Origin of the sequence: Amycolatopsis sp. Poz14, from assembly GCF_006704225.1 — a bacterium.
Classification (GTDB): Bacteria; Actinomycetota; Actinomycetes; order Mycobacteriales; family Pseudonocardiaceae; genus Amycolatopsis; species Amycolatopsis nivea.
Map to the genome: position 1 here is coordinate 7,217,909 of NZ_JACLHD010000001.1, position 21,426 is coordinate 7,239,334.

Sequence of the window (21,426 nt, forward strand, 5' to 3'; positions counted from 1 at the left end):
CTTCGACGGGTTGCGCCGCCGCTCGTTCCGGACGCGAATGGGTGGGGACGACCCGAGGAGGACGCAGGTGTTCTCGACAGGTCCCGGCACCCAGCCGGACCGGCTCGCCGACGCGCTGGCGGACGGGCCGTTCAGCCGTGCCCTGACCCTGGCCATCGACCGCAGCGGGCTCGGTCTCGACCGGCTGCGCGACCGGCTCGCCGCGGCGGGCGCGGCGGTCAGCACCACGACTCTCAGCTATTGGCGGACCGGCCGCACCGTGCCCGCCCGCGCCCGTTCGCGCGTCGCCGTGCGGATTCTCGAGGGCGTGCTCGACCTGCCGCCGGGCTCGCTGACCGGGCTGATCGAACGCGATCCGGAACCGCCGCCGGTCCCGGTCGTGCGCTGGGAACGGCTGTGGGGACGCCGGAACGCCGTGCTGCGCGTGCTGAACTCGTTCGAGACGGCGTACCGGACGTCGCTGGTGGTCGTCAGCCTCCACGAGGCCGTGCACGTGGGCCCGGACCGGCGGCTGCACCGGCTGGAAGTGCGCGAGGTCGTCCGCGCGACCGAGGACGACACGCACATCCGGCTGGTCACCGCGCACGGCGTCGGTCCCGGCTGCCCGCCGCGACTGGTGCGCACCCGCTACTGCTCGCCAGGGCGCACGGAAACCCTCGCCGAAGAAGGGTTCACCGTGTGCGAACTCGTCCTCGGCCGCGGGCTGGACCGGGGCGAAACCGCGATCGCCGAGTACGAGTTCGAGTTCACCGACGACCGCCCGGACTGGTCCTACGAACGCCGGTTCCGCAACGCCGTGCACGAGCACCTGCTCGAACTGCACTTCGCGCCCGGCTTCGAGCCGCGGGCCTGCCACGCCTACCGCCTCGACTCCCCCGCCGGGCCGGAGACGACCGTCGCCGAACTGCCGATCACCGAAGGCCTTCCCGCGCACGTCGTGTCGGCCGAGGTCACTCCGGGGATCCTCGGCCTGCGCTGGCAGTGGGACCCGCCATGATGGACCCATGGAATCGACGCGGATCGACCGCTGGCTCTGGGCGGTCCGGCTGACCAAGACGCGCGCCGACGCCGCGGCCGCCTGCCGCGGCGGGCACGTGCGCGTGAACGACCGCCCGGCGAAACCCGCGACCACGGTCGTGCCCGGCGACGAGGTCCGTGCCCGGATCGGGACGACGACCCGCGTGGTCGAGGTCGTGCAGGTGATCCAGAAACGGGTCGGCGCGGCCGTCGCGGCCACCTGTCTCATCGACCGCACCCCGAAGCCGCCGCCGGAGGCCGCGATCCCGGTCGCCCGCCGCGAGCGCGGCGCGGGCCGTCCGACGAAGCGGGAGCGCCGGGTGCTGGACGAGTTCCGCCGCCAGCAGGGCTGATCGCGCAAGGGCTCTCGGCCGGGCTCAGGTGCGTACCTTGTGCGCGTCCGAGATCCGGGCGTCCGCTGATGTGGCTGGCCTGATCAGGCGTCCGATTCCGCCTTCGCGCGCTTGCCCCAATGGATGTGCTGCTCCTCCCGCATCCGCTCGACCATGTCGGGATAGTGCAGTTCGAAAGCGGGCCGTTCGGAGCGGATCCGCGGCAGTTCGGTGAAATTGTGCCGCGGCGGCGGGCTCGACGTGGCCCATTCCAGGGAATTGCCGAAGCCCCACGGGTCGTCCACGTTGACCTTCTCGCCGTAGCGGTAGCTCTTCACCACGTTCCAGATGAACGGCAGCACCGAAGCGCCCAAAATGAACGCGCCGATCGTCGAAATGGTGTTCAGCACGGTGAACCCGTCGCTGCGGAGGTAGTCCGCGTACCGTCGCGGCATTCCTTCCGCGCCGAGCCAGTGCTGCACCAGGAACGTCGTGTGGAAGCCGATGAACGTGGTCCAGAAGTGCCATTTGGCGAGCGATTCGTCGAGCATCCGTCCGGTCATCTTCGGGAACCAGAAGTAGATCCCGGCGAACGTGGCGAACACGATCGTGCCGAACAGCACGTAGTGGAAGTGCGCGACGACGAAATAGGTGTCGGTGATGTGGAAGTCCAGCGCGGGCGCGGCCAGCAGCACCCCGGTCAGGCCGCCGAGCAGGAACGTGACGAGGAATCCGACCGACCACAGCATCGGCGATTCGAACGACAGCGTCCCCTTCCACATCGTGCCGATCCAGTTGAAGAACTTCAGCCCGGTCGGCACCGCGATCAGGAAGGTCATGATCGAGAAGAACGGCAGCAGCACCGCGCCGGTGGCGAACATGTGGTGCGCCCACACCGTCGCGGAAAGCCCGGTGATGCCGACCGTCGCGAACACCATCAGCCGGTAGCCGTAGAGCGGTTTCCGGCTGAACACCGGGATGATCTCGGTGACGATCCCGAAATACGGCAGCGCGACGATGTACACCTCGGGATGGCCGAAGAACCAGAACAGGTGCTGCCAGAGGATCGCCCCGCCGTTCGCCGGGTCGAAAACGTGCGCGCCGAGCCTTCGGTCCGCCTCCAGCGCGAACAGCGCGGCGGTGAGGATCGGGAACGCGATCAGCACGAGAATCGCGGTGAAGAAAATGTTCCAGGTGAAAAGCGGCATCCGGAACATCGTCATTCCCGGAGCCCGCAGGCACAGGATCGTGGTGGTCATGTTGACCGCGCCGAGAATGGTGCCCAGACCGGACACGATCAGGCCCATGATCCACAGGTCGCCGCCGACACCGGGACTGTGGACGGCGTCGGACAGCGGCGTGTAAGCGGTCCAGCCGAAGTCCGGAGCCCCGGCCGGCGTGAGGAACGCGCTCAGGACGATCAATCCGCCGAAAAGGTACAACCAGTAGGAAAACGCGTTCAATCGCGGAAACGCGACATCCGGAGAGCCGATCTGCAGCGGCAGCACGAAATTGGCGAAACCGAACACATTCGGCGTCGCGTACAGCAGCAGCATGATCGTGCCGTGCATGGTGAACAGCTGGTTGTACTGCTCCTGCGACAGGAATTGCAGTCCCGGCTGGGCCAGTTCGCCGCGCATCAGCAGCGCCATCGCGCCGCCGACCAGGAAGAACGCGAACGACGTGCCGAGGTAGAGCAGCCCGATCTGCTTGTGGTCGGTGGTGCGCAGGATGCCCAGCAGCACCGAGCCCTTCTTGCCCCGGCGCGGCGCGGCGGCGATCACCACTGGCCGGGGCTTCAGCTGTGTCATGACCGACCTCCCGCGCACCCGACGATCGCCGGGCAGCCCGCGGCCGCCCGGCCTCACCCGGGGCGGGTAACCGGCCGGGACCCGCGGCAAACCCCGGCTTGTGTCAGCTGTCCCGGTGATACGGCAGCTGCCCGTTCGTCAGCGCCGCGCCGAACACGACGGCCGCGCCGACCACCAGCAGCACCGCTCCGGCGGCGGGCGCGGACGCCCACCACACCACGCCCGACGCGGCCACCAGCCAGGCCCCGACGAGCGCCTCTTTCCGGGCCGGCGGCGTCGCCTTGCGCGCACGCAATCCCGCGCTGCCCAAAGCGAGCACGCCGATCGCGAGCACCGCCAGCACCGGCCAGTACACCCTCCTCACTCCCGGAACTCGCCGCTGTGCCTGCGATAGGCGACAGTCACCGAGATCACCGAGAAGATCGCCAGCAGCACGCCGACGATCAGCGAATTCGTGCGGATCGCGTCGCGGTGCCCGTCGACCGGGTAGCCGAACGCGAACGGCGCGGCGATGAGCCAGAACCCGATCGCGACGTTGACCAGTCCCAGCCAGCGCGCGCGTTCCGGCAGGCCGAACCGGACCAGCGCGACCGCCGCCACGGCGATCCCGCACGCGAGGCTGTTCCAGAACCCGGCCGTCGCGGACAGCGTGAACGAGTAGCTGTACGCGAACGCCGCGAACACCAGCCACGCCCCGGCCAGGAACTCGGCGGTCAGCGGCAGCCTGCTTTCCCGCAGCTTCCGGTCCCGCGGCGTGAACGCGGTGAGCGCCATGCTCATCTTCATCCGGTGGTCACCTCCTCGCCGGGGCTACTGCCCGGCCTTGATTCCCGGTTCGCCGTGATCGAACTGGATCGCCTGGTGCAACGGCACTGTCGTGGTCCGGGCGGGGCGCGGGACGCGCAGGCCCATCGGCAGGACCACCCGGTGGTGCGCCGCTTCGAGGACCATCGCGCTGCACGCGTACCAGGCCAGCACCGCGGACACGAGCAGGAAGTAGGCGGCGATGGTGCGCACGACGCCGACGTCGCCGATCAGGCCGATCGCCAGCAGCGTCGACGCGGCGGCGAGGACCGCGAGCAGTGCGCAGAGCACGAGGCTTTCCGCCAGCGCGGCGAGCGCGCCGGTCCAGGTGATCGCCGCGAGCCCGATGAACCAGAAGCCGATCGCGGCCGCCGCGACCGGGCTCGCCGCCGTCGACGGCAGCCCGCCGAGGCCGACGAACAGCTGGTAGACGCCGAAGCCGATCCAGAACGCGCCCCACGCCCCGTGGATCACCGTGGCGAGCGCGTCCCTGGCCCGGTAGGACCACATCCCGGCGAGGAACTGCGCGACGCCGCCGAAGGCGAACGCGAAGGGGGCGAGCAGCAGGGGCGTCGTCGTGCTGTCGCCGAACCAGCCGGCCATGTTGGCCGCCACCATGAACGTGGACACCGCGAACCCGGCGAGTCCCAGGATCGACGGTGCGGCCACCGGACTGAGATTGATGTGCGTGTGCTCGCGCCAGAAGGAATACTCCGCGCCGTCGCCGCCTGCCGGCATCGCGCGGTCGGCCATCTTCATTTCCCGGGTCATCCTCGGCTCCTTTCCGCGCCGACCACCCCTGTCCGCCGCGCGTACCCCGCCGCCGACCTGCGGAACCCTGCATTCGCTAGGCCGAACGGGTGAATTTCGCGCCCGGCCGGGCGACGAGCAGTGTCCATTTCGGACGCGACACTCCCCCGCGCGGACGGGATGCCCGGCGACCAGGGGTCCGATATGCCAGGGTGTGCGCATGGCGAGCGTCCGCGGTTATCTGTTGTCCTGGACCACTTTGCTGCCGTTGCTCGCCCTGGTCCTGCTGGCGCTCACCTGGGGTCGCACGCTGGGTCCGGTGCCGGTCGCACTGGTCGCGATCGCGCTGGCGGGCACGGTTCTCGCCGCGGTCCACCACGCCGAGGTCGTGGCGCACCGGGTCGGCGAACCGTACGGCTCGCTGGTGCTCGCGGTCGCGGTGACCGTGATCGAAGTCGCGCTGATCGTCACGATGATGGCTTCCGGCGGCGACAAGGCCGAAACCCTGGCGCGCGACACGGTGTTCGCCGCGGTGATGATCACCACCAACGGCATCGTCGGGCTGTCGCTTCTCGTGGGCGCGCGCCGGTACGGGGAAACGCGCTTCCACCCCGAAGGCAGCGGCGCGGCCCTGGCGACGGTCGGCACGCTGGCGACGCTGAGCCTCGTTCTGCCGACGTTCACCGCGAGCACCCCCGGACCGGCGTTTTCCGGGCCGCAGCTGGCTTTCGCGGCCGGTGCGTCCTTGGTTCTCTACGCCACTTTCGTGATGACGCAGACCGTCCGCCACCGCGATTTCTTCCTTCCCGTCGACCACGACGGCGAGACCCGCGAGGAGGAGCACGCGGAACCGCCGAGCGCCCAGAAGACCTTGGTAAGCCTCGTTCTGCTGCTGATCGCGCTGGTCACCGTGGTCGGCCTGGCGAAGGTCGAATCCCCGGCGATCGAAGCAGGCGTGCGCGCGGCCGGGCTGCCGCAGTCGTTCGTGGGCGTGGTGATCGCCCTGCTGATCCTGGCCCCGGAAACGCTCGCGGCGGTCCGCGCGGCACGGCGCGACCGGATGCAGATCAGCCTCAACCTCGCGTACGGCTCCGCGATCGCCAGCATCGGCCTGACGATTCCGGTCATCGCGCTCGCGTCGGTGTGGCTGAAGGGCCCGCTGCTGCTCGGTCTCGGCCCGACGCACATCGTGCTGCTGGCGCTCACGGTGGTGGTCAGTGTGCTGACGGTGGTGCCGGGGCGGGCTACGCGGCTTCAGGGCGGGGTGCATCTGGTGTTGCTGGCGGGATTCCTGGTGCTGGCGATGAATCCGTGACGGCGTGCTGGCGGAACGCTCCACAATGGAGCTTCTGCTGACCGTTTCGCGCGCGGTGGCAAGGGCCGTGAAGGACGCCTTGAGGGAATCCAAGTCCGTGAAGGAGCCCTCACGGACCTCGACGGGAGAAGGGCCGCCCGGCGATCCTGTCACGGCAAGCCCGCGAACGAGATTCCTGATTCGCTTATCGTTGCCGCGGCTGGCGACCTACCGCTGGTCGAGCCGCTTTTTCCGCCGCTTCCCGGGGCTCTTCGCGGGCCGCCGCCGCAGTCCGCGGGAGGAAAAGGCCGCCGGTTTTGTCGGTGCTTCTCCGTATCCTGGCCAGGTGAAGATCCAGCAGTCCCCAACCCCGTCCGCAGCGGCCGGTGAAGCCGCGCGCAGAGCTTTCCCCGGCAGCCTTCCGTCGGCCGGCGCCCGCTTCGTTCGCGCCGCCGACCTCGTGCCCGCCGCCTTCGCGAGCGCCCTCGCCTCGGTCAGCGAGGTGCGCCCATGAGCGGCGTCTCCTCCCCCGCCACGGAAGCACTGGAGCGCCCGCCCGCCAAGCCCGGGCTGCTGATCAGCGTGCTCGTGCTGTCGGCGTTCGTGATGATCCTCAACGAGACCATCCTGAGCGTCGCGCTGCGCGACCTCACCGTCGACCTGGCCGTCCCGACCACCACGATCCAGTGGCTCACCAGCGGCTTCCTGCTCACCATGGCGGTGGTGATCCCGACGACGGGGTTCCTGCTCGAACGGTTCACTCCGCGGCAGGTGTTCGTCTTCTCGCTCGCCTCGTTCAGCCTCGGCACGCTGCTGTGCGGCGTCGCGCCCGGTTTCGGCCTGCTGATGGCGGGCCGCGTCGTGCAGGCGTGCGGCACCGCGGTGATGATCCCGCTGCTGATGACCACCGTCATGCGGCTCGTGCCCGCCCAGCGCCGCGGCGCGACGATGGGCACGATCAGCATCGTCATCGCGGTCGCGCCCGCGATCGGCCCCACGATCGGCGGCGCGGTGCTGTCGTCGCTCGGCTGGCGGTGGATGTTCTTCATCGTGCTGCCGCTGTCGCTGGCCGCGCTGGTCGCGGGGATGCTGCAGCTGCGGATCGACAGCGAAACCCGCGCGGTCCCGCTCGACGTGCTCTCGGTTGTCCTGTCCGCCATCGGTTTCGGCGGAGTCCTGTACGGCCTGTCGTCCGCGGGCGAATCCGCCGAGACCGCGCTGGTGCCGCCGTGGCTGCCGATCGTCGTCGGCGTGGTTTCGCTGGCAGTGTTCGGCTGGCGGCAGCTTCGCCTGCAGCAGCGCGACCGCGCCCTGCTCGACCTGCGGCCGTTCACCCACCGCAGTTTCGTCGTCGCGCTGGGGCTCAGCGCGTTGCTGTTCATGTGCCTGATCGGCGCGGGCGCGATCCTGCTGCCGCTGTACCTGCAGACCGTCCTGCACAAGTCCACCTTCGTCAGCGGCCTGGCCGTCCTGCCCGGAGGTCTGGTGCTGGGCCTGCTCGGCCGTCCGGTCGGCGCCCTGTTCGACCGGGTCGGCGCGCGCCCGCTGGTCCTGCCCGGCGCGCTCGCGATGGCGGTCTCGCTGTGGCTGTTCTCGTTGCTGGGCCCGGGTTCGCCGCTGATCGCGGTGATCGGCATCCACATCGTCCTGATGGCCGGTCTCGGCCTGATGATGACGCCGCTGATGACCGAATCGCTGGCAGCGCTGCCCGACCACCTCTACTCGCACGGCAGCGCGATCCTCTCGACGCTCCAACAGGTCGCCGGCGCGCTGGGCACCGCCGTGTTCATCAGCGTCGCGACCCTGAGCAGCGCCGAACACGCAGCAGTAAGCCCCGACGCCGACGGCCTGCACATGGCGTTCCTCGTCGCCGGCTGCATCGGAGTGGCCGCGGTGATCGGAGCCTGGTTCGTCCGGTCGCCCCGCCCGGAACAACCGGAGGAGGCCTGATCCCGTGGACTCAGAGCGGCTCGACACCGTAGCCCGCACCTACACCGCGCCGATGACCAGCATCCGCGGCCGACGCGTCCACCGCCTGATCACGCGCCGGCTGGCAGGCTATGAGCACGTCCTGCCAGCCACCACCGCCGACGGCACCCCGGCGCTGCTGGCCCTCTCGGCCGACGGCCGAACCGCCTTCTGCCACAGCGACGGCCGCGGCCAGTCCGCAGACGTCGTCACCTGCGGCCCGACACCCGGGGTCACCGTGACGTCCGCACACGACCTCACGAAGGACTCGCTGCCGGTGCTGAGCTGGACCGTCCGGCACCCGGGCCTGTTGGAGGTCGCAGGCCCGCTGACGATCGTCCCCGGCGAGGCGGAGCAGGAGGAGGTCGAGGCAGCCCTGCGTCCTCGATGACCGGGCCGTTTCAGAACGAGCGGCTCGGGGCCTGCGCTGACGACCGCTGTCCGGTCGTTGGCTAGGCCTCGAACTGCTCGGTTCGGACGCGGATGCTGGGCCGCGGCGAAATCGCGACCTAGCGCGCTGAGGTCAGCGCCCGCTGTCCACGAGGCAGCCACACGCAGGTCCGCAGCGATGGCTGCGGCCTTGTGCCCGCAACCCGTAGAGCGTCCGCGAAGCCCCGATCAGCCTCGCGCTCGCCACGATCGGACCGGCGCCGTCGCCGAGCACCTGGGCAATCGTCGGACACCAGCCCATCGCCTCGCCAGGCCGCGCCGCCGTTCGGCTGGGCAGGCGTCCCCGGTCTCACCGACCGAACGCACGCCCGCGCCCCACCACTCCGCGCCGCCGTTGGGCTGGGCAGGCATCCCGATCTCAGTAGCCGAACGCACGCTCCCGCCTCCCCGACACCGCGCCACCATCCAGCCGAGCAGGCATCCCGGCCTCACCGACCGAACCCACGCCCCCACCCCCACCATCCAGCCGAGCAGGGGTCCCGGTCTCAGCGGCCGAACGAACGCTCCCACCGTTCGACGTCCCGCACCCTGCCGTCCGGCGCGGACCAGCAGGCCTGGAGCAGGTCGTAGCCGTCGTGGACCAGGGCGGCGTGGGCGGGCCAGCGCTCGGCGGCCCAGCCAGGCTCGTTGTGCACGGAATCCACCCCGGCCCGGGTCGCGCCTTCCAGCTCGAACTGGAGGTCCCGGCGCGCAGCCGCACGCGGAACCGGCGCACCGGCCAGCACCGCCCGCGCGGCGGCGCGCACTCGAGACCCGGTCCAGTCCAACGTCTTCCGGTGCGCACGCGGCGCCACCGCATACTGCACAGCCACCGCCACCACGACCCCGATCGCCGTCTGCGCGAAACGGTCCGCCACCGCAGGCCACACCGGCCCCGGCTGGCTCGCCACCCCGGCGGCCAGCAGGGCGAGCGGCGTGATGACGACTGTCGCCACCGCATAATTCCGCGGCACCACCAGCTCCACGCAGAACTGCAACACCGCCAGAATCAAGATCAGCACCACCCCGGACGGCACGACCATCATCACCAGCCCGAACAGCACAAGCCCAGCCGCGGTCCCGACAAACCGGTGCAGCGCACGAACATTCGCCCGCCGCCGGTCCAATCCCTGCTGCAGCACCACCAACGCACTCAGCACCGCCCAGTGCGGCCGTCCAAACCCGACCGCCACCGCCAGTTCCCCAGCGACCACGCAACCGGCACCGACGCGCAACGCCGTCAACGCGGCATGCGACCGCAACGGAACCGCCCGCCGCAGCCGGTACCCGAGATTCGGTCGCGGCAACGGCAGCTTCCCCGGCGGCAGCTCGACGGACTCGCCCGGCGAAGCGTCCGCGAACCGCCGGTGGGCAGCAAGCAACGCCGCCACCAGGTCCGGTTGCGTGCCCCGGCGCGGATGTCCCGCGTCATGCAGGGACGTCCACGCCGGAGATACTGCGGCACCGGCAGCGTGCCGAGCCTCCGCCGTCTTCCGCTCAGCCGAGATGAACGCGTCGACGGCCCGCACCGCACGCTCGACAGCCGTCCGTTCCGGTTTCGTCCGATCGACCAGCACCCCGGCCATCGACACCACAACCGACGACCCGACCCCCGCCGCAGCGCACCCCAGCACCACCCACGGCCGGGCACCAGCCTCGACCGCCGCCTGCGCACCCGCGCACACGAGCGCGAAGAACAATGGCCCCGGAGGTCCAAGCCGCAACGCGTCGACGACGTAGGTCGCCAGCACCGCGACCACGGAAACCACCAGCACCGACACCGGCCCCGGCGGCACCACGGTCCCCACCGAAGCCCCCAACGCAGCCGCCGCGAGCAACCCGGCGCCAGCAGTAGCCACGACACCCGCCCGAACCCGGTACGGCCGCCCTTCGCCGTACAAGACCGCGAACGTCCCCAGCGTGACAAACAACGCCGAGGCCGAGGCCCCCGCCAACACCAGCGCGATCCCCGGAACGGCCACCGCCGCCGCTGCCCGCAACCCCGCCGACCACCTCCGCCCGACCGGCGGCAAGGCGAACATCAGCGCCCGAAAACCCGCCACGCGAGGCAACTGCTCAACCGGCTCGGGCGACTCCATCCGCCCATCCCAACACGCCGCCACCCACCCCGAAAGCCCGGCCACGGCTGGCAGAGACCGCGAGCACACTCCCGGTGCCGGGTTCGCTCCGGGATCGAAACGCCTGGCCCGCGGACGGAGAGACACTGCCCGGCCCACCGGACGCGGCTGTCCCCCGCCTCGCCGCTCACCCTCAGCCCTCGGGCTCTGCTCACGAACCCCGCGGGCAGAGGACGACCGCCAGCCCCGCGAACACAGTCGTCACTCCAACCCACCGCGACACCCAGCCCTCGGGCTCCGCTGGCTAACCCTGCGAGCAGAAGACAACCCAGCCCCGCGAACACAGCCGTCACGCCAGCCCGCCGCACCCCGCCCACCAATTCCGGCGGACAGAAAACGACGGCAACCCCGCCGAACGCGGCCCGTCGCTCGTGCACCACGCCAGCCCTCGTGCATCGCAGCAGCGAGCTCTCGTCTCTCGGCGATCGAGCCGCCGTACTCGTCCGCTGCCCGCCGAGCAGCGGTCACTTCTCGCTCTCTTCGACCGATGCTCCGGCCCGCACCCCTCATGAGCCAGACCTGAACTCGACAGACCCGCCGCGCCGCTCTCAGCCCAGGCGGATCCGGAGTCAGCTGAGACTCCGCTATCGCACACGGATTGTCAGGCCCGGTCAGGCGACGGCCAACGCCCGCAGAACAGCGATCGCTTCTCACCGCTTCGACCGGCACACCCAGGTCCGCAAACCTCCCGAGCAAGATCAGCGACCGGCATTCACGCAACCGCCCCGGCCTGAACTCGACAAACCCGGCTCACCGACCTCAGCCCAGCCGCCCCGGAGAAGCCAGCCCCCCTCCGTCGCTCACCGGAACTCTGCCCGCGCAGCCGCCTCCCCCACCGTCACCGGGTCGAGATCCGGGTGGGTCGCCTCGGCCCGTTCCCACTGCGTCGCAGCCTCATCCGCAATCCCCTGCGCCGCAGCGGCATTTCCCAACCCCAGGTGAGCCCGCGCCGCCTCGTGGGTGCTGCCGCAGGTCTCCGCACGGGTGGCCGCTTCCCGGTACGCCGACTCAGCACCCGGATGATCCCCGGCGCGGAATCGTGCCCAGCCTAGGCAGTTCAGTCCCATCACGACGTCCAGTTCCAGCCCCAGTTCCTCAAAAACCGCCAGCGTTTCCTCGACCAGGCGGGCGGCTTCGGCAGGCCGTCCCAGGGCCGTCAGGACCAGGGCGACACCTCGCGTCGTGATCGCGCCGCTGCGTCGGTTGCCGGTCAGGGCGTAGAAATCGGCGGCGGAGCGCAGGTCGCGCAGGGCTTGTTCGTGGTTGCCCCGATAGTGCTCGGCCCACGCGGCATGCGCCAGGGCGGTCGCTTCGCCGTGGCGGTCGCCGATTTCCCGGTACTCCCGCAGGGCCTGGCGGTAGCACCGGGACGCCTCGTCCAGATCGCCGCGGTCGACGTACGCGATTCCCAGGTTCGCGGTGGTCGTCGCGGCGGCCCAGCGGTTGCCGACAGCTTCGGCGGCGGCGCGGGCCCAGCGGTGTGTCGCGATCCACGGGTCCCACAGTTTGGTCAGGTAGAAGAAGCCTCGCAAGAAGAACGCCAGCTGCCAGCATCTCTCGGACTCCCCGGTCCGGCGGCAGAGCGCGACCAGGTTCGGCCATTCGGCGCGGAACCAGGCGATCGCGCTGTCCTGATCCGGGAATTCCACGTCGGGCAGGCCGGGCGGATAGGTCACCTCCGGGCGGTACCGCGGGCCGCTCAGCGCTCGGTCGGCGCGTTCCGCGGTCGCGACCGAGAAATCGGCCAGGCGGCGGAGCGCGTCCTCGCCGGGCACGTCGGAGGCGGCGAAAACCCTTACCAGGTCATGGAAACCGTACCGGCCCAGTTCCGGCTGGGTCAGCAGGTACGCCTGGTGCAGGCGGTCCAGCAGGCGCTCGGCCGCCACCGCGTCCAGGGAGCCGAGCGCTTGCGCTGCGGTGACGTCGAAGTCGACGCCGGGGTGCAGGGCCAGCAAGCCGAACAGCCGTGCTTCCGGCTGCTCCAATTGGCGGACTGACAACCGAAAGGCGGCGGCCAGGCTTCGTTCGCCGTCGTCGAGTTCGCCCAGGCGGCGGGTTTCGTCGGCCAGGCGGCGTTCCAACTCCGCGACGTCCCACGCCGGGTGGGCGCGCAGGCGGGCGGCGGCGATGCGGATCGCCAACGGGAGGCGGCCGCAGCGGTCTGCGATGCGCAGGGCAGCATCCGGGGGCGCCCCGGTCAGGGCGGCGACCAGGGCGGCGGCGGAAGCGGACGGGAGGACGCCCAGCGAGACGTGCTCGGCTTCGTCCAGTGCGGGCAGGCGGCTGCGGCTGGTGATCACGACCCGGCATTTCGGTTCCGCGGGCAGCAACGGGCGCACTTGACCGGTGCTGCCCGCGTTGTCCAGCACCAGCAGGAAACTCCGGCCGCGCAGGCAGGTCCGGAAGAGCGCCGCGCGGTCGTCGGGATCGGCCGGGATCCGGTCGGCGGGCACCTCGAGGATCCGCAGCAGACGGTCGTGGGCGTCGGCGGGCGTGACCGGTTCGTCGGAGGTGCCGCGGAGATCGAGAAAAAGGCTGCCGTCGGCGAAGGACGCCTCCAGCCGGTACGCGCACCGCACCGCCAGTGCCGTCTTGCCGGCTCCGCCCATGCCGGAAATGACGCAGACTCCGCCGTCGGACTCGAGAATCTCGCGCACGGTCTGGGATTCCGCGTCGCGGCCGGTGAAGTCCGCGGTTACCGGAGGGAGGCCGGACGGGCGGACGTCCGGCCGGGTCCGGCGTTTTCCGGTTTCCGCGGGAACCAGTGCGGCAAGGGCTCCTGGAGTGCCGAATTCGGCTTCACACAATGCCGCGAGTGTGGAATTCGGGGCAGCGAGGCCGGTTTCGACCTTGCTCAGGTACCCCTTGCTGTAATGCACCCGTGCGGCCAGTTCGGCGAGCGACAGCCCGGCCGAGGTGCGCAGCCGCCGCAGTTCCGCCCCGAACGTCGCGCGCGCTGTCATCCGCCCCCACCTTCTTCTCGCTCCCAGTATGACTGTCCGGCAGACGCCGGGACGGGGTTTCGTCACGGCGCGGTCCGCACCGACACCGGCGGCGCGACCGGAGCCGGTCCGCCCGGATGGCCGAGCGCGACTCCGGACACGAGCGCGGCCGCGGCGAGCCACAACGCGGCGCGCACCAGCAGAGAAAACGAACAGACGACCTTCACGACAAGCTCCTTCCGAGGATTTCCGCCTGCCTGATCAGCGGCTTGTCCCGAGAATGCGGGAGCGCGCGGCAATCGGGGAAGGAGTTTCCCGTTTCCACCTTAATCGCGTGAACGGGGAACCGGAGGCAACGCCGCGGCGAAAGGCATTCCGCTCCGATGAGCAGGGCACCAGCCCCGGTCGCGGGATCGAAAGCGGCGCGGCCGTCCCCGACTGGAACAGTCACCCGCCGTTTCGGGAAGGAGCCATCCGAGCGAATTTCCGTCCCGGATAAACCCGGGCGCACCAGCCGGACGCGGGAATGGGAAATCATTCCGGTCACAGTCCGTGCGCCGGGCCCGGGCGAGGCTGGACATCCGCGCCCGCATTGCGGAACAGTGGCTGCGGGCGGGGAGACGCGAGGGAGGAACGGGTGGAACCGAACGCGGCGGACTTGGTCGCGGAATTGAAAGTGCTCCGGAAGGGGCGCGGCGTTTTCACCACTCCGCTCGGGATTCGGGTCGGCCCGGTCCTGCGCGAGGTGTGCGGGATTCCCGACAACGCGGAAAACGTCGAGATCCGCGACCGGCTCGCGCACGTGCTGGAACCGCTGGCCAAGACGCTCCCGGACGACCTCCGGATCGCCGTGCTCGCGGCGTTCGCGATGCACGAACCGGCGCGCAAGCCGTTCTACCAGGAGCGGGTGCACTGGGCCGCGCGCGAGCTCGACCGCGACGACCGCACGATCCGGCGGCGCATCGACGAGGGCATCGAGCACGTCGCGCACCTCGCGCTCGCCGGCCCGCGCGAGGGCGGCGGGCGGCCCGCGCCCGAGGGCAGCTGGCACACCGAACTGCTGCGCGTGTCCCTTGCCCTGGACCAGGAGCGGCCCGAGGTGTTCGAGTTCCGGCGGATCGTCGCCGACGCCGACGACCTCGCCGAACTGGACCTCGCGCTCACCCTCACCACCACGTCCACGGCCTCCGGGCCGGTGCGGGAAAGCGATCTGGACGTCGACGTCTTCCACGGCGGCACGCTGGTCCGCCGCGCGATGGAGTCGAACGACCGGGTCGGGCTGGCGCTGCAGCTGGCCGACCCGTTGCCGCGCGGGAAAACGCACGACCTCGGGCTGCGGTTCCGCGCGGAGTTCCGGCATCCGCACTACGTGTGCGTGCCGCGGCATCCGGTCGACCGGTTCGACCTGCACGTGCGCTTCCCGGCCGCGCCGCCGACCGAAATCGTGCGGCTGGACCGCGTGTTCCAGGACGACGCACGCGATCTGGGCGCGCGCGGCGACGTGGTGAGCCCGGACGGCTCGGGCGAGGTGCACCTGCGGTTCGACCGGCTCGCGCCCGGGTTCGCCTACGGCATCCGGTGGAGCCCGGCCGGCTGAACCTCCCCGGCCGGGCCCGGCGCCGGTCAGTGCGTGATCATCGCGATTCCCCTTCCCGATCGGGATTTCTCCGACCGCACCGGGATCGCCGCCGCGCGCCGCCGCGCTACCCGCCGGCGGAACCTGTCCAAGATCTGTCCAGGTCCGTGCGGATTCCGTTGCCGCGCAACGGACAGAAGCTGGACAACACCTGCGCGGGCGCAACACCGGCGCCCGGGCGGCCGATTCCCGGATCGAGCGGGCGAGACCACCGCGGCCGCCCGTACGAAAGGAACGACCCCTATGCCCACCGCCACCGTGCCCGAACCGGTCGAAGGCTATGTCCCGCTGTCCGCGCTGCCGCGTCCGTCCGAGCTGGCGCAGCGGCTGGAAACCGTGGTCCGCGCGGCCCGCGACAAGGTCCCCGGCGCGGCTCCGGAACTGCTGGCGCTGCTGAAACCGGTGATCGCGCGCTACTGCCGCGCCCGCATCGGCGGACGCGACCTGTCGTACCTGTCGGCCGACGACGTCGCGCAGGAGGTGTGCATCGCGGTCCTGCAGGCCGTCCCGGGCTACGAGGACCGCGGCGGATCGTTCCTGCACCTGGTGCGCGCGATCGCGGCGAACAAGGTGGCCGACGCGTTCCGCGCGGTGTCGCGCGACCGCTCGCGGCCGGTGTCCGACGTCCCGGAGAACCCGGATCTGGGCGACGGTCCCGAATCGCACACGATGACGGCCGACCTCGGCGCTTCGCTGGGCAGGCTGATGGCTGGCATGCCGAAGCTGCAGCAGGAAATCCTGACGCTGCGCGTCGTCGTCGGCCTCACCTCGGCCGAGACGGCGAAGGCGCTGGGGATGTCACCGGGCAACGTCCGGGTGACGCAATGCCGCGCGCTGGCGAAACTGCGGGACTCGATCCAGGAGCAGGGACTCGCCGAAGCGCTGCTGGCGTGAACTCGCAACATCGCCGGAACTGGTCCGGACCACTGGAGAAAAAATCCCCGAAGTTCACCCGCTCGGGCCACTTCGGCGGCGCGGGCGGGCCCGGAACGCCCGGGTCCGGACCGGCTCAGCCCGCGTCGAGCCGCCGTTTCATCCGGCGCAGGAACGCGATCCGGTCGGTCTCCACGCGGACCGCCGTGCGGTCCGGGTAGATGTCGAACACGCCGGTCATCCCGGTTTCGGCCAGCCTGCGGCCCGCCGCGCCCGAGGGGTGCGCGAGCAGCCGCAGCACCACGCCCTCGGCGGCCGCGCGGTCCTGCGCGGCCCGCAGGACGTGCACGCCCGCGTCGCTCAATTCGGTCAGCCCGGTCAGGTCCAGCACCAGCGCCATCGGGCGCTTGGCCAGCGCGAACGTCACCGCCCGCACCACCACCAGCGCGGTGCCGGCGTCGAGTTCCCCCGCCAGCAGCAGCGTGAGCACGTCGAGGTCGTCGTAGCGGTACGACGACTTCAGCCGTGCCGATCCCTGTGAGCCGGCTTCCATCCGCGTGCAGCACTCCCTGTCCAGGCGGGGCCCGTCGCGCCCGCTCGTCCACCCGACACCATTCTGGCCCTCCGGGCACGGTGACCGCGCTCACAGTCCTTGTCGGCGGCTCGTCAACGCGGGCTGGTCCGCTTGCCCTACGACGAAAGTCGGGAACTGAACCGGCCCGACCTTCGGCGGGTTCCGTCATTTACCGACATTCACGACGGTGGGTCAGTACCTGACCACACTCCCCGTACCCACCGGAGATGATCACCAGTGCGAATCGCGCGTACCGCCGCAGTCCTGTCCGGCCTGGCCTTCGCCGCCGTCGCCGCGGCGGCCCCGGCCACCGCCGCCCCCGCCCAGCCCGCCATCATCGACGGCAGCACGGCCGACTCCCTGCACGCCGCCGCCCGGATGTTCGCCGGCGGCCAGGAGCTCTGCTCGGCCACGATCATCGCTCCCGACTGGATCCTCACCGCCCGGCACTGCACGCAGGGCGCGGGCGGCAAGCAGATCACCTTCCACGTCGGCAGCCTCGACCAGACCCAGGGCACCGAGGTCTCCGCGACGTCCGTGCACGACTCCCCCGACGCCGACATCTCGCTGGTCCAGATCGACCAGAAGGTCCAGACCGAGTACGCGCCGCTGGGCACCGCGAGCGACGTCAACGTCGGCGACACCGCGCAGGTCTACGGCTGGGGCGCGACCTGCACCGACCAGCCGGAGATCAACTGCCAGTCGCAGGTGCTGAAGGTGGCGAACGTCCAGGTCACCTCGGTCGACTGCCCGGACGGCGCGGCCGGCGTCTCGGTGTGCGCCAACCGCGGCGACGGCATCACCGCCGGCGGCGACTCCGGCGGCCCGATGTACGCGAACGGCAAGCAGGTCGGCGTCGCCTCCACGAGCGACCGCCAGTCCTACACCGCCTACATCAACGTCACCCAGTACCGCGACTGGATCCAGTCGGTCGCGGGCGTCTGATCGCGGGCGGCCCGGACCCGGACGGATCCCCGGGTCCGGGCCGCTTGTTTCACCCCTCCCCGTCCCTGGCCCGCGCGAGCACCTCCTCGAGGCGCAGCGGGCTCGCCGGGTGGTGGCTCAGGCACAGCGGCGTCGACACCCGCCGGAACCCGAACGCCTCGCCGGACACGTAGAACTGAGCCCGCTCCAGCCGCGAGATGTCCGCCACCGGACTCCCCTTCGCCCGTGCCATCTCGTTCGCCGCGGCGATCTGCGCCGGGCTGTTGAGCCGCCCGAAGAACTGCGTCATCGCGTTGCCGGCGATCTGGTTGTGCAGGCCCTTCGGGGCTTGCGTCGCGAACAGCAGCCCCAGCCCGTACTTCCGGGCCTGCGCGGCGAGCACGATCGTGCTGCGCGTGCTCGCGGTGAGCGACCCGGACGCCGCGAGCGTCTGCGCCTCGTCCATCACGAACAACGCGCCCAGCGGCCGGTCCCCCGCCGGATTCCGCTTGATCCACGCGAACAGCTCCATCTGCAGCTGGTTCACGAAACTCTGCCGCTGCGCCTCGGCGGGCAGCCCGGCGAAGCTGATCACCGAGATCCGCGCCCGCTTGCCGTCGGCCGGGGTGAGCAGCACCGCCGGATCGGCCGGGGTGCCGGCTCCGGCGAACAGCGGGTCGTTCACCATCGCGGCCTTGAGCAGCTCCGCGACCTCAGCGGCGATTTTCCGGCCGCCGTTGAGATTCGTGACGCCCTCGGGGAGGTCTTCGAGGACCTCGATCAGCTCCGGCAGGCTCCGCGACCCGGTGCGGGCGTGGTGCACGATCGTCTGCCGCAGCACGGCCAGTCCGATGTCCGCCTTCGCGGTGCTGCCGGTGAGCCGGGCCTGCGGCGCGAGCGCCGCGACCGCCACCTCGACTGCTGCGGAGAACTCGTCCTCGTCGTCGAGCACCCCCGCGAAGTCCGGCAACGGCTCGAACCCGAGCGGCCGCCCGGTGGCGCGGCCCGGCGTCCAGACGACGACGTCGGTTTCCTCGAAGTAGCGCTCGGCGAGCTGGGCGTCTTCCGGACCCCAACCGCTCGGCGGACTCGGCCACGCGTCGCCGAGGCGGGCGAGGTCGTTGTTCGGGTCCAGCACGATGGACGACACGCCGAGCAGCGCGCATTCCTCGATGATCCGGCGCAGGAGCACGGTTTTCCCCGACCCGGAACCGGCGAAGACGGCGGCGTGCTTGCGCAGGGCGGAGAGTTCGATGCGGATGGGTTTGCCGGAACCGGTTTCGGTGCCGAGGGTGAGGGCGCCGTCGGGCGGCGGGTGGGTTCCGTCCGAACGCGGGGCTTGGGCGGTTCCGTTGCGGTTCGAGCGCGGGGTCGGGGTGAAGAGGGAGGGCTGAGCGGCGGGTGCCGGGTGCACGGATCGCTTCTCTGCTGGCAGCGGGGCTGGGTTCGCGGGGCCGCCGGAACGCACTGCCGCGTCAGGCAGGACTCCGGACAGCAGCTGGGAGCGCCGCGCGGGCCTGCGGTCGATGAGCCATTCGTGGACGTCCGGGCCGCCCTTGGCGAACATCTCGTCCAGCGCCCAGAACGTGCGGACGTCCGCTTCGGACATCTTGAGCCGCTTCCCTCCGGCGGCTTCGAAAGCCCGGATCTCGGCCTGCGTCTTTTCCCCTTTGGACCACGAGGAGTTCCGGATCAGGACGAGGTGGCGGTTGTCCGCCCCGGGCCGCAGTCCCGCGGCCGAGCGCGCCTTGCGGAACCGGTTGAGCACCGCGAGCGGATGCCGCACGGAGATCGCCCGGAACGCCCAGTGCTCCTCCAGATCGGAGTCCTCGTCGAGGGTGTGGGTGAGCCACGCGTGCAGTTCGTCCTCGCTGCCGCGGGCGTCCCACTCCATTTCGTCGTCGCCGACCTCGGTGATCCAGCCGCGCAGCGCGGCCGACAGCAGCCGGGGCATCACCTCGTCTTCCACTTTGTGGTCGAGCAGCGCCGACGGATCCGCGGCCGCGCGCAGCTGCTCGAACCAGGCGTCGAGTTCGGCGAAGCGGTCCGGCTTCGGTTCCGCGCGGGCCGAAAGCACCGGTGGCGCGTCGGTGTCGAAGCTGGTCAGCTCCTGCACCCGTTCCGCGCGGACGCAGGCGTCGATGTGCGCGCCGATCCGCTTCAGCAGTTCGCGCGGGGTGTACTCCTCCCACGGCCCGTCGAACGCGGAAGGCGCAACCGGCCAGGTCGAATGCGGCGGGGTGAAATCCATCGCGGCGTAAGCCACTCCGAGCCGCCGCTCCACCAGCCGCCGTCCGACCTCGGCGTCGAGCACCCGGCCGAGCGTCAGCGTTTCGCGGAAGCGGTCCGGCACGGTGTCCGAGGCCTTGTCCTTGATCAGCATCCACGTCGTCGGGAGGCAGGCGAGCACGGTCAACGTCCGCCGGGTGACCTCGCGCAGCTCCATCAGGCCGTCGGCGATCTGGGCGACGAGGAAGTCCTCCTCCCCGCGGTGCCCGATTTCGCGGGCCTGCAACGAAGACCGCGCGATGAGCGTGTCGAGCTGGTCGACCCCGATCACGAGCGGACCGGTGAGCGCGAGCAGCCGCGTGATGTCGTGCACCTGCCCCAGCGCGGACTTCGCCTTCGCCCGGATGCCCCACTTCCGGCGGACGCCGGATTTCGATTCCTCGGAACTGCCGAGGTACTCGTCGCCGATCTCGTTCTGGGTCAGGTCTTCCGCGGCGTACAGCACCAGCGCGCGGGCGGTGTCCGCGCATTCCACGGCGACCTGACGGTCGAGCTTGCGCAGCCCCAGCACGAACGCGTCGAGGTGCGCGCGAGTCAGCGCGCCGGTGCCCAGCAACGCCGAAGTCGCATCCCAGGACACGTCGCCGCGTTCGCAGACCCGGCGCACGAAACTGCGCAGCTGCGTCTCGCCGGAGTCGTCGGTGCGCAGCAGACCGCGGCGCAACGCGTCGGCCGTGTTCTCCCAGAACGCGTCGCCCGCGGTGAGGTCGTCGAGGAAGAAGTACCCGCCCGCGCGGTGCGCCGCCCGCCGGACCATTCCGAGGAGATGGGTCTTGCCGACGCCCTTCATCCCCTGCATGACCAGGCCGATCGGGCTCGGCCCCTCGCTTGCCGCCGCGTCGCGGATGCCGACGTCGATCGCCGCGATCACGTCCGCGTGCAGCCCGTCGACGTGGTACGGCGAATCGCGCCACACGTGGTCGGGCGTGTCCGCCCAGTCGAACCGCAAAGTCGCCAGCACGGCCAGATGTTCGATCATGACGCCTCGATGGACAGCATGTGGTTCTCTTCACCGCCGATGCGCACAGCCGCCGCCCGGTCCGCCGCGGTCAGCACCTTGCGGTTGGATTCCGGCACCAGTTTCGCTTGCCCGGTACGGCTCAGCTCCTTGAGCACCGCGTCGACCTCGGCGGTCTCGGCGTCGCCGAGCGACGACCGCAGATCGGCCAGCCCGACCCAGCCCCGGGGCTCGCGCGCGAGTTCGCGGTAGGCCTTGACGATCATTTCCTTGAGGTTGACCGCCTGCGGCGCGTTGCCCTCCGCGCCGCCGAAAACCTCCTTGAGCGAAACGTTGTGCAGCCGCAGGTACTCGAAGAACTTGTTCAGCGCCAGGTAAGCCACCACGGTCAGCGTGCTCCGCACCGGTTGCGGCGGGGACAGCGCGGCCAGTTCCTCCGCGCACCAGTCCCAGCCGGCGTCGGTGAGCTGATGCGCGAACGCGCGGCCGGATTTCCTGCTGCTGACGTAGCGCTGGTTGAGCTTGACCCGGTCCTTCCCGTCGAGCGCGAAGCCCGCGGCGTCGCGGAGTTCCGGGTTCGTCATCTCCTTGCCGTGCACCATCAGCGCGATCATCGCCGCGGACTGCTTGTGGCTCAGTCGTTCGTGCATCCGCCGTCCTTCCTCGGGGCATCCCGGCCGCGGGCGC

The 21,426-nt window shown here is 70.9% G+C and carries 19 protein-coding genes; 9 read left to right on the forward strand and 10 right to left on the reverse strand.

The window, feature by feature from the left end; translation table 11 throughout:
* Nucleotides 1–67 precede the first annotated feature (67 nt).
* Both FKO37_RS33495 and FKO37_RS33500 read left to right on the forward strand, forming a co-directional pair.
* On the forward strand, nt 68–997 hold the full coding sequence (locus FKO37_RS33495) for a hypothetical protein (RefSeq protein ID WP_037819528.1): 930 nt from the start codon (nt 68–70) through the stop codon (nt 995–997).
* A gap of 7 nt (nt 998–1,004) precedes the next feature.
* Nucleotides 1,005–1,370, forward strand: coding sequence for an RNA-binding S4 domain-containing protein (locus FKO37_RS33500; protein ID WP_199818137.1), 366 nt, complete (start codon nt 1,005–1,007; stop codon nt 1,368–1,370).
* Between the two features lie 83 nt (nt 1,371–1,453).
* On the opposite strand, the gene ctaD is transcribed toward FKO37_RS33500, so the two are convergent.
* The 4 genes from ctaD to FKO37_RS33520 all read right to left on the reverse strand — a co-directional run bounded on the left by ctaD (nt 1,454) and on the right by FKO37_RS33520 (nt 4,735).
* Complete coding sequence (ctaD, locus tag FKO37_RS33505) at nt 1,454–3,160, reverse strand: cytochrome c oxidase subunit I (protein ID WP_043833386.1); 1,707 nt, start codon at nt 3,158–3,160, stop codon at nt 1,454–1,456.
* Nucleotides 3,161–3,263: 103 nt separating this feature from the next.
* On the reverse strand, nt 3,264–3,515 hold the full coding sequence (locus FKO37_RS33510; protein WP_037819525.1) for a hypothetical protein: 252 nt from the start codon (nt 3,513–3,515) through the stop codon (nt 3,264–3,266).
* Nucleotides 3,516–3,520: 5 nt separating this feature from the next.
* Nucleotides 3,521–3,946, reverse strand: coding sequence for an SPW repeat protein (locus FKO37_RS33515; RefSeq protein ID WP_051172342.1), 426 nt, complete (start codon nt 3,944–3,946; stop codon nt 3,521–3,523).
* A gap of 24 nt (nt 3,947–3,970) precedes the next feature.
* Nucleotides 3,971–4,735: an acetate uptake transporter family protein gene (locus FKO37_RS33520; RefSeq protein ID WP_037819524.1), complete on the reverse strand. Its 765-nt coding sequence runs from the start codon at nt 4,733–4,735 to the stop codon at nt 3,971–3,973.
* A 199-nt stretch (nt 4,736–4,934) separates the two neighbouring features.
* Here FKO37_RS33520 and FKO37_RS33525 point away from each other — a divergent pair, with 199 nt between their 5' ends.
* The 4 genes from FKO37_RS33525 to FKO37_RS33540 are packed head-to-tail and all read left to right on the forward strand — an operon-like array spanning nt 4,935 to nt 8,367.
* Nucleotides 4,935–6,029, forward strand: a complete 1,095-nt coding sequence (locus FKO37_RS33525) for a calcium:proton antiporter (protein ID WP_037819523.1) — start codon at nt 4,935–4,937, stop codon at nt 6,027–6,029.
* A 25-nt stretch (nt 6,030–6,054) separates the two neighbouring features.
* Nucleotides 6,055–6,522: a hypothetical protein gene (locus FKO37_RS33530; protein ID WP_134731955.1), complete on the forward strand. Its 468-nt coding sequence runs from the start codon at nt 6,055–6,057 to the stop codon at nt 6,520–6,522.
* A complete protein-coding gene (locus FKO37_RS33535; RefSeq protein WP_037819519.1) occupies nt 6,519–7,958 on the forward strand; it encodes an MDR family MFS transporter in 1,440 nt (479 codons plus the stop codon). Before FKO37_RS33530 ends, FKO37_RS33535 begins: the two co-directional genes overlap by 4 nt.
* 4 nt (nt 7,959–7,962) lie before the next feature.
* Nucleotides 7,963–8,367 (forward strand): hypothetical protein, encoded by a 405-nt coding sequence (locus FKO37_RS33540; protein ID WP_134731957.1) that lies wholly within the window; start codon nt 7,963–7,965, stop codon nt 8,365–8,367.
* Nucleotides 8,368–8,911: 544 nt separating this feature from the next.
* Here the strand turns inward: FKO37_RS33540 and FKO37_RS33545 are convergent.
* The 3 genes from FKO37_RS33545 to FKO37_RS33555 form a co-directional block, all read right to left on the reverse strand.
* Nucleotides 8,912–10,504 carry an FUSC family protein gene (locus FKO37_RS33545; protein ID WP_304512210.1) on the reverse strand — a complete coding sequence of 531 codons (1,593 nt, stop codon included), beginning with the start codon at nt 10,502–10,504 and terminating at the stop codon, nt 8,912–8,914.
* Nucleotides 10,505–11,343: 839 nt separating this feature from the next.
* Nucleotides 11,344–13,506: a tetratricopeptide repeat protein gene (locus FKO37_RS33550; RefSeq protein WP_238607133.1), complete on the reverse strand. Its 2,163-nt coding sequence runs from the start codon at nt 13,504–13,506 to the stop codon at nt 11,344–11,346.
* Between the two features lie 62 nt (nt 13,507–13,568).
* Entirely contained in the window at nt 13,569–13,712 is a 144-nt protein-coding gene (locus FKO37_RS33555) for a hypothetical protein (protein ID WP_205670120.1), read from the reverse strand.
* 410 nt (nt 13,713–14,122) lie between these two features.
* Between FKO37_RS33555 and FKO37_RS33560 the strand changes: the two genes are divergently transcribed.
* Nucleotides 14,123–15,082: a hypothetical protein gene (locus tag FKO37_RS33560; protein WP_238607134.1), complete on the forward strand. Its 960-nt coding sequence runs from the start codon at nt 14,123–14,125 to the stop codon at nt 15,080–15,082.
* Nucleotides 15,083–15,364: 282 nt separating this feature from the next.
* Nucleotides 15,365–16,015, forward strand: coding sequence for an RNA polymerase sigma factor ShbA (shbA, locus tag FKO37_RS33565; protein WP_167756624.1), 651 nt, complete (start codon nt 15,365–15,367; stop codon nt 16,013–16,015).
* 115 nt (nt 16,016–16,130) lie between these two features.
* Here shbA and FKO37_RS33570 read toward each other — a convergent pair whose 3' ends face one another.
* On the reverse strand, nt 16,131–16,547 hold the full coding sequence (locus FKO37_RS33570) for an STAS domain-containing protein (RefSeq protein WP_009076775.1): 417 nt from the start codon (nt 16,545–16,547) through the stop codon (nt 16,131–16,133).
* Between the two features lie 258 nt (nt 16,548–16,805).
* On the opposite strand from FKO37_RS33570, the gene FKO37_RS33575 reads away from it, so the two are divergent.
* Entirely contained in the window at nt 16,806–17,513 is a 708-nt protein-coding gene (locus FKO37_RS33575; RefSeq protein WP_037819510.1) for a trypsin-like serine protease, read from the forward strand.
* Between the two features lie 49 nt (nt 17,514–17,562).
* On the opposite strand, the gene FKO37_RS33580 is transcribed toward FKO37_RS33575, so the two are convergent.
* Nucleotides 17,563–20,760: an ATP-binding protein gene (locus tag FKO37_RS33580; protein ID WP_238607135.1), complete on the reverse strand. Its 3,198-nt coding sequence runs from the start codon at nt 20,758–20,760 to the stop codon at nt 17,563–17,565.
* Complete coding sequence (locus FKO37_RS33585; RefSeq protein WP_238607136.1) at nt 20,757–21,389, reverse strand: hypothetical protein; 633 nt, start codon at nt 21,387–21,389, stop codon at nt 20,757–20,759. Before FKO37_RS33585 ends, FKO37_RS33580 begins: the two co-directional genes overlap by 4 nt.
* Between the last annotated feature and the right edge of the window lie 37 nt (nt 21,390–21,426).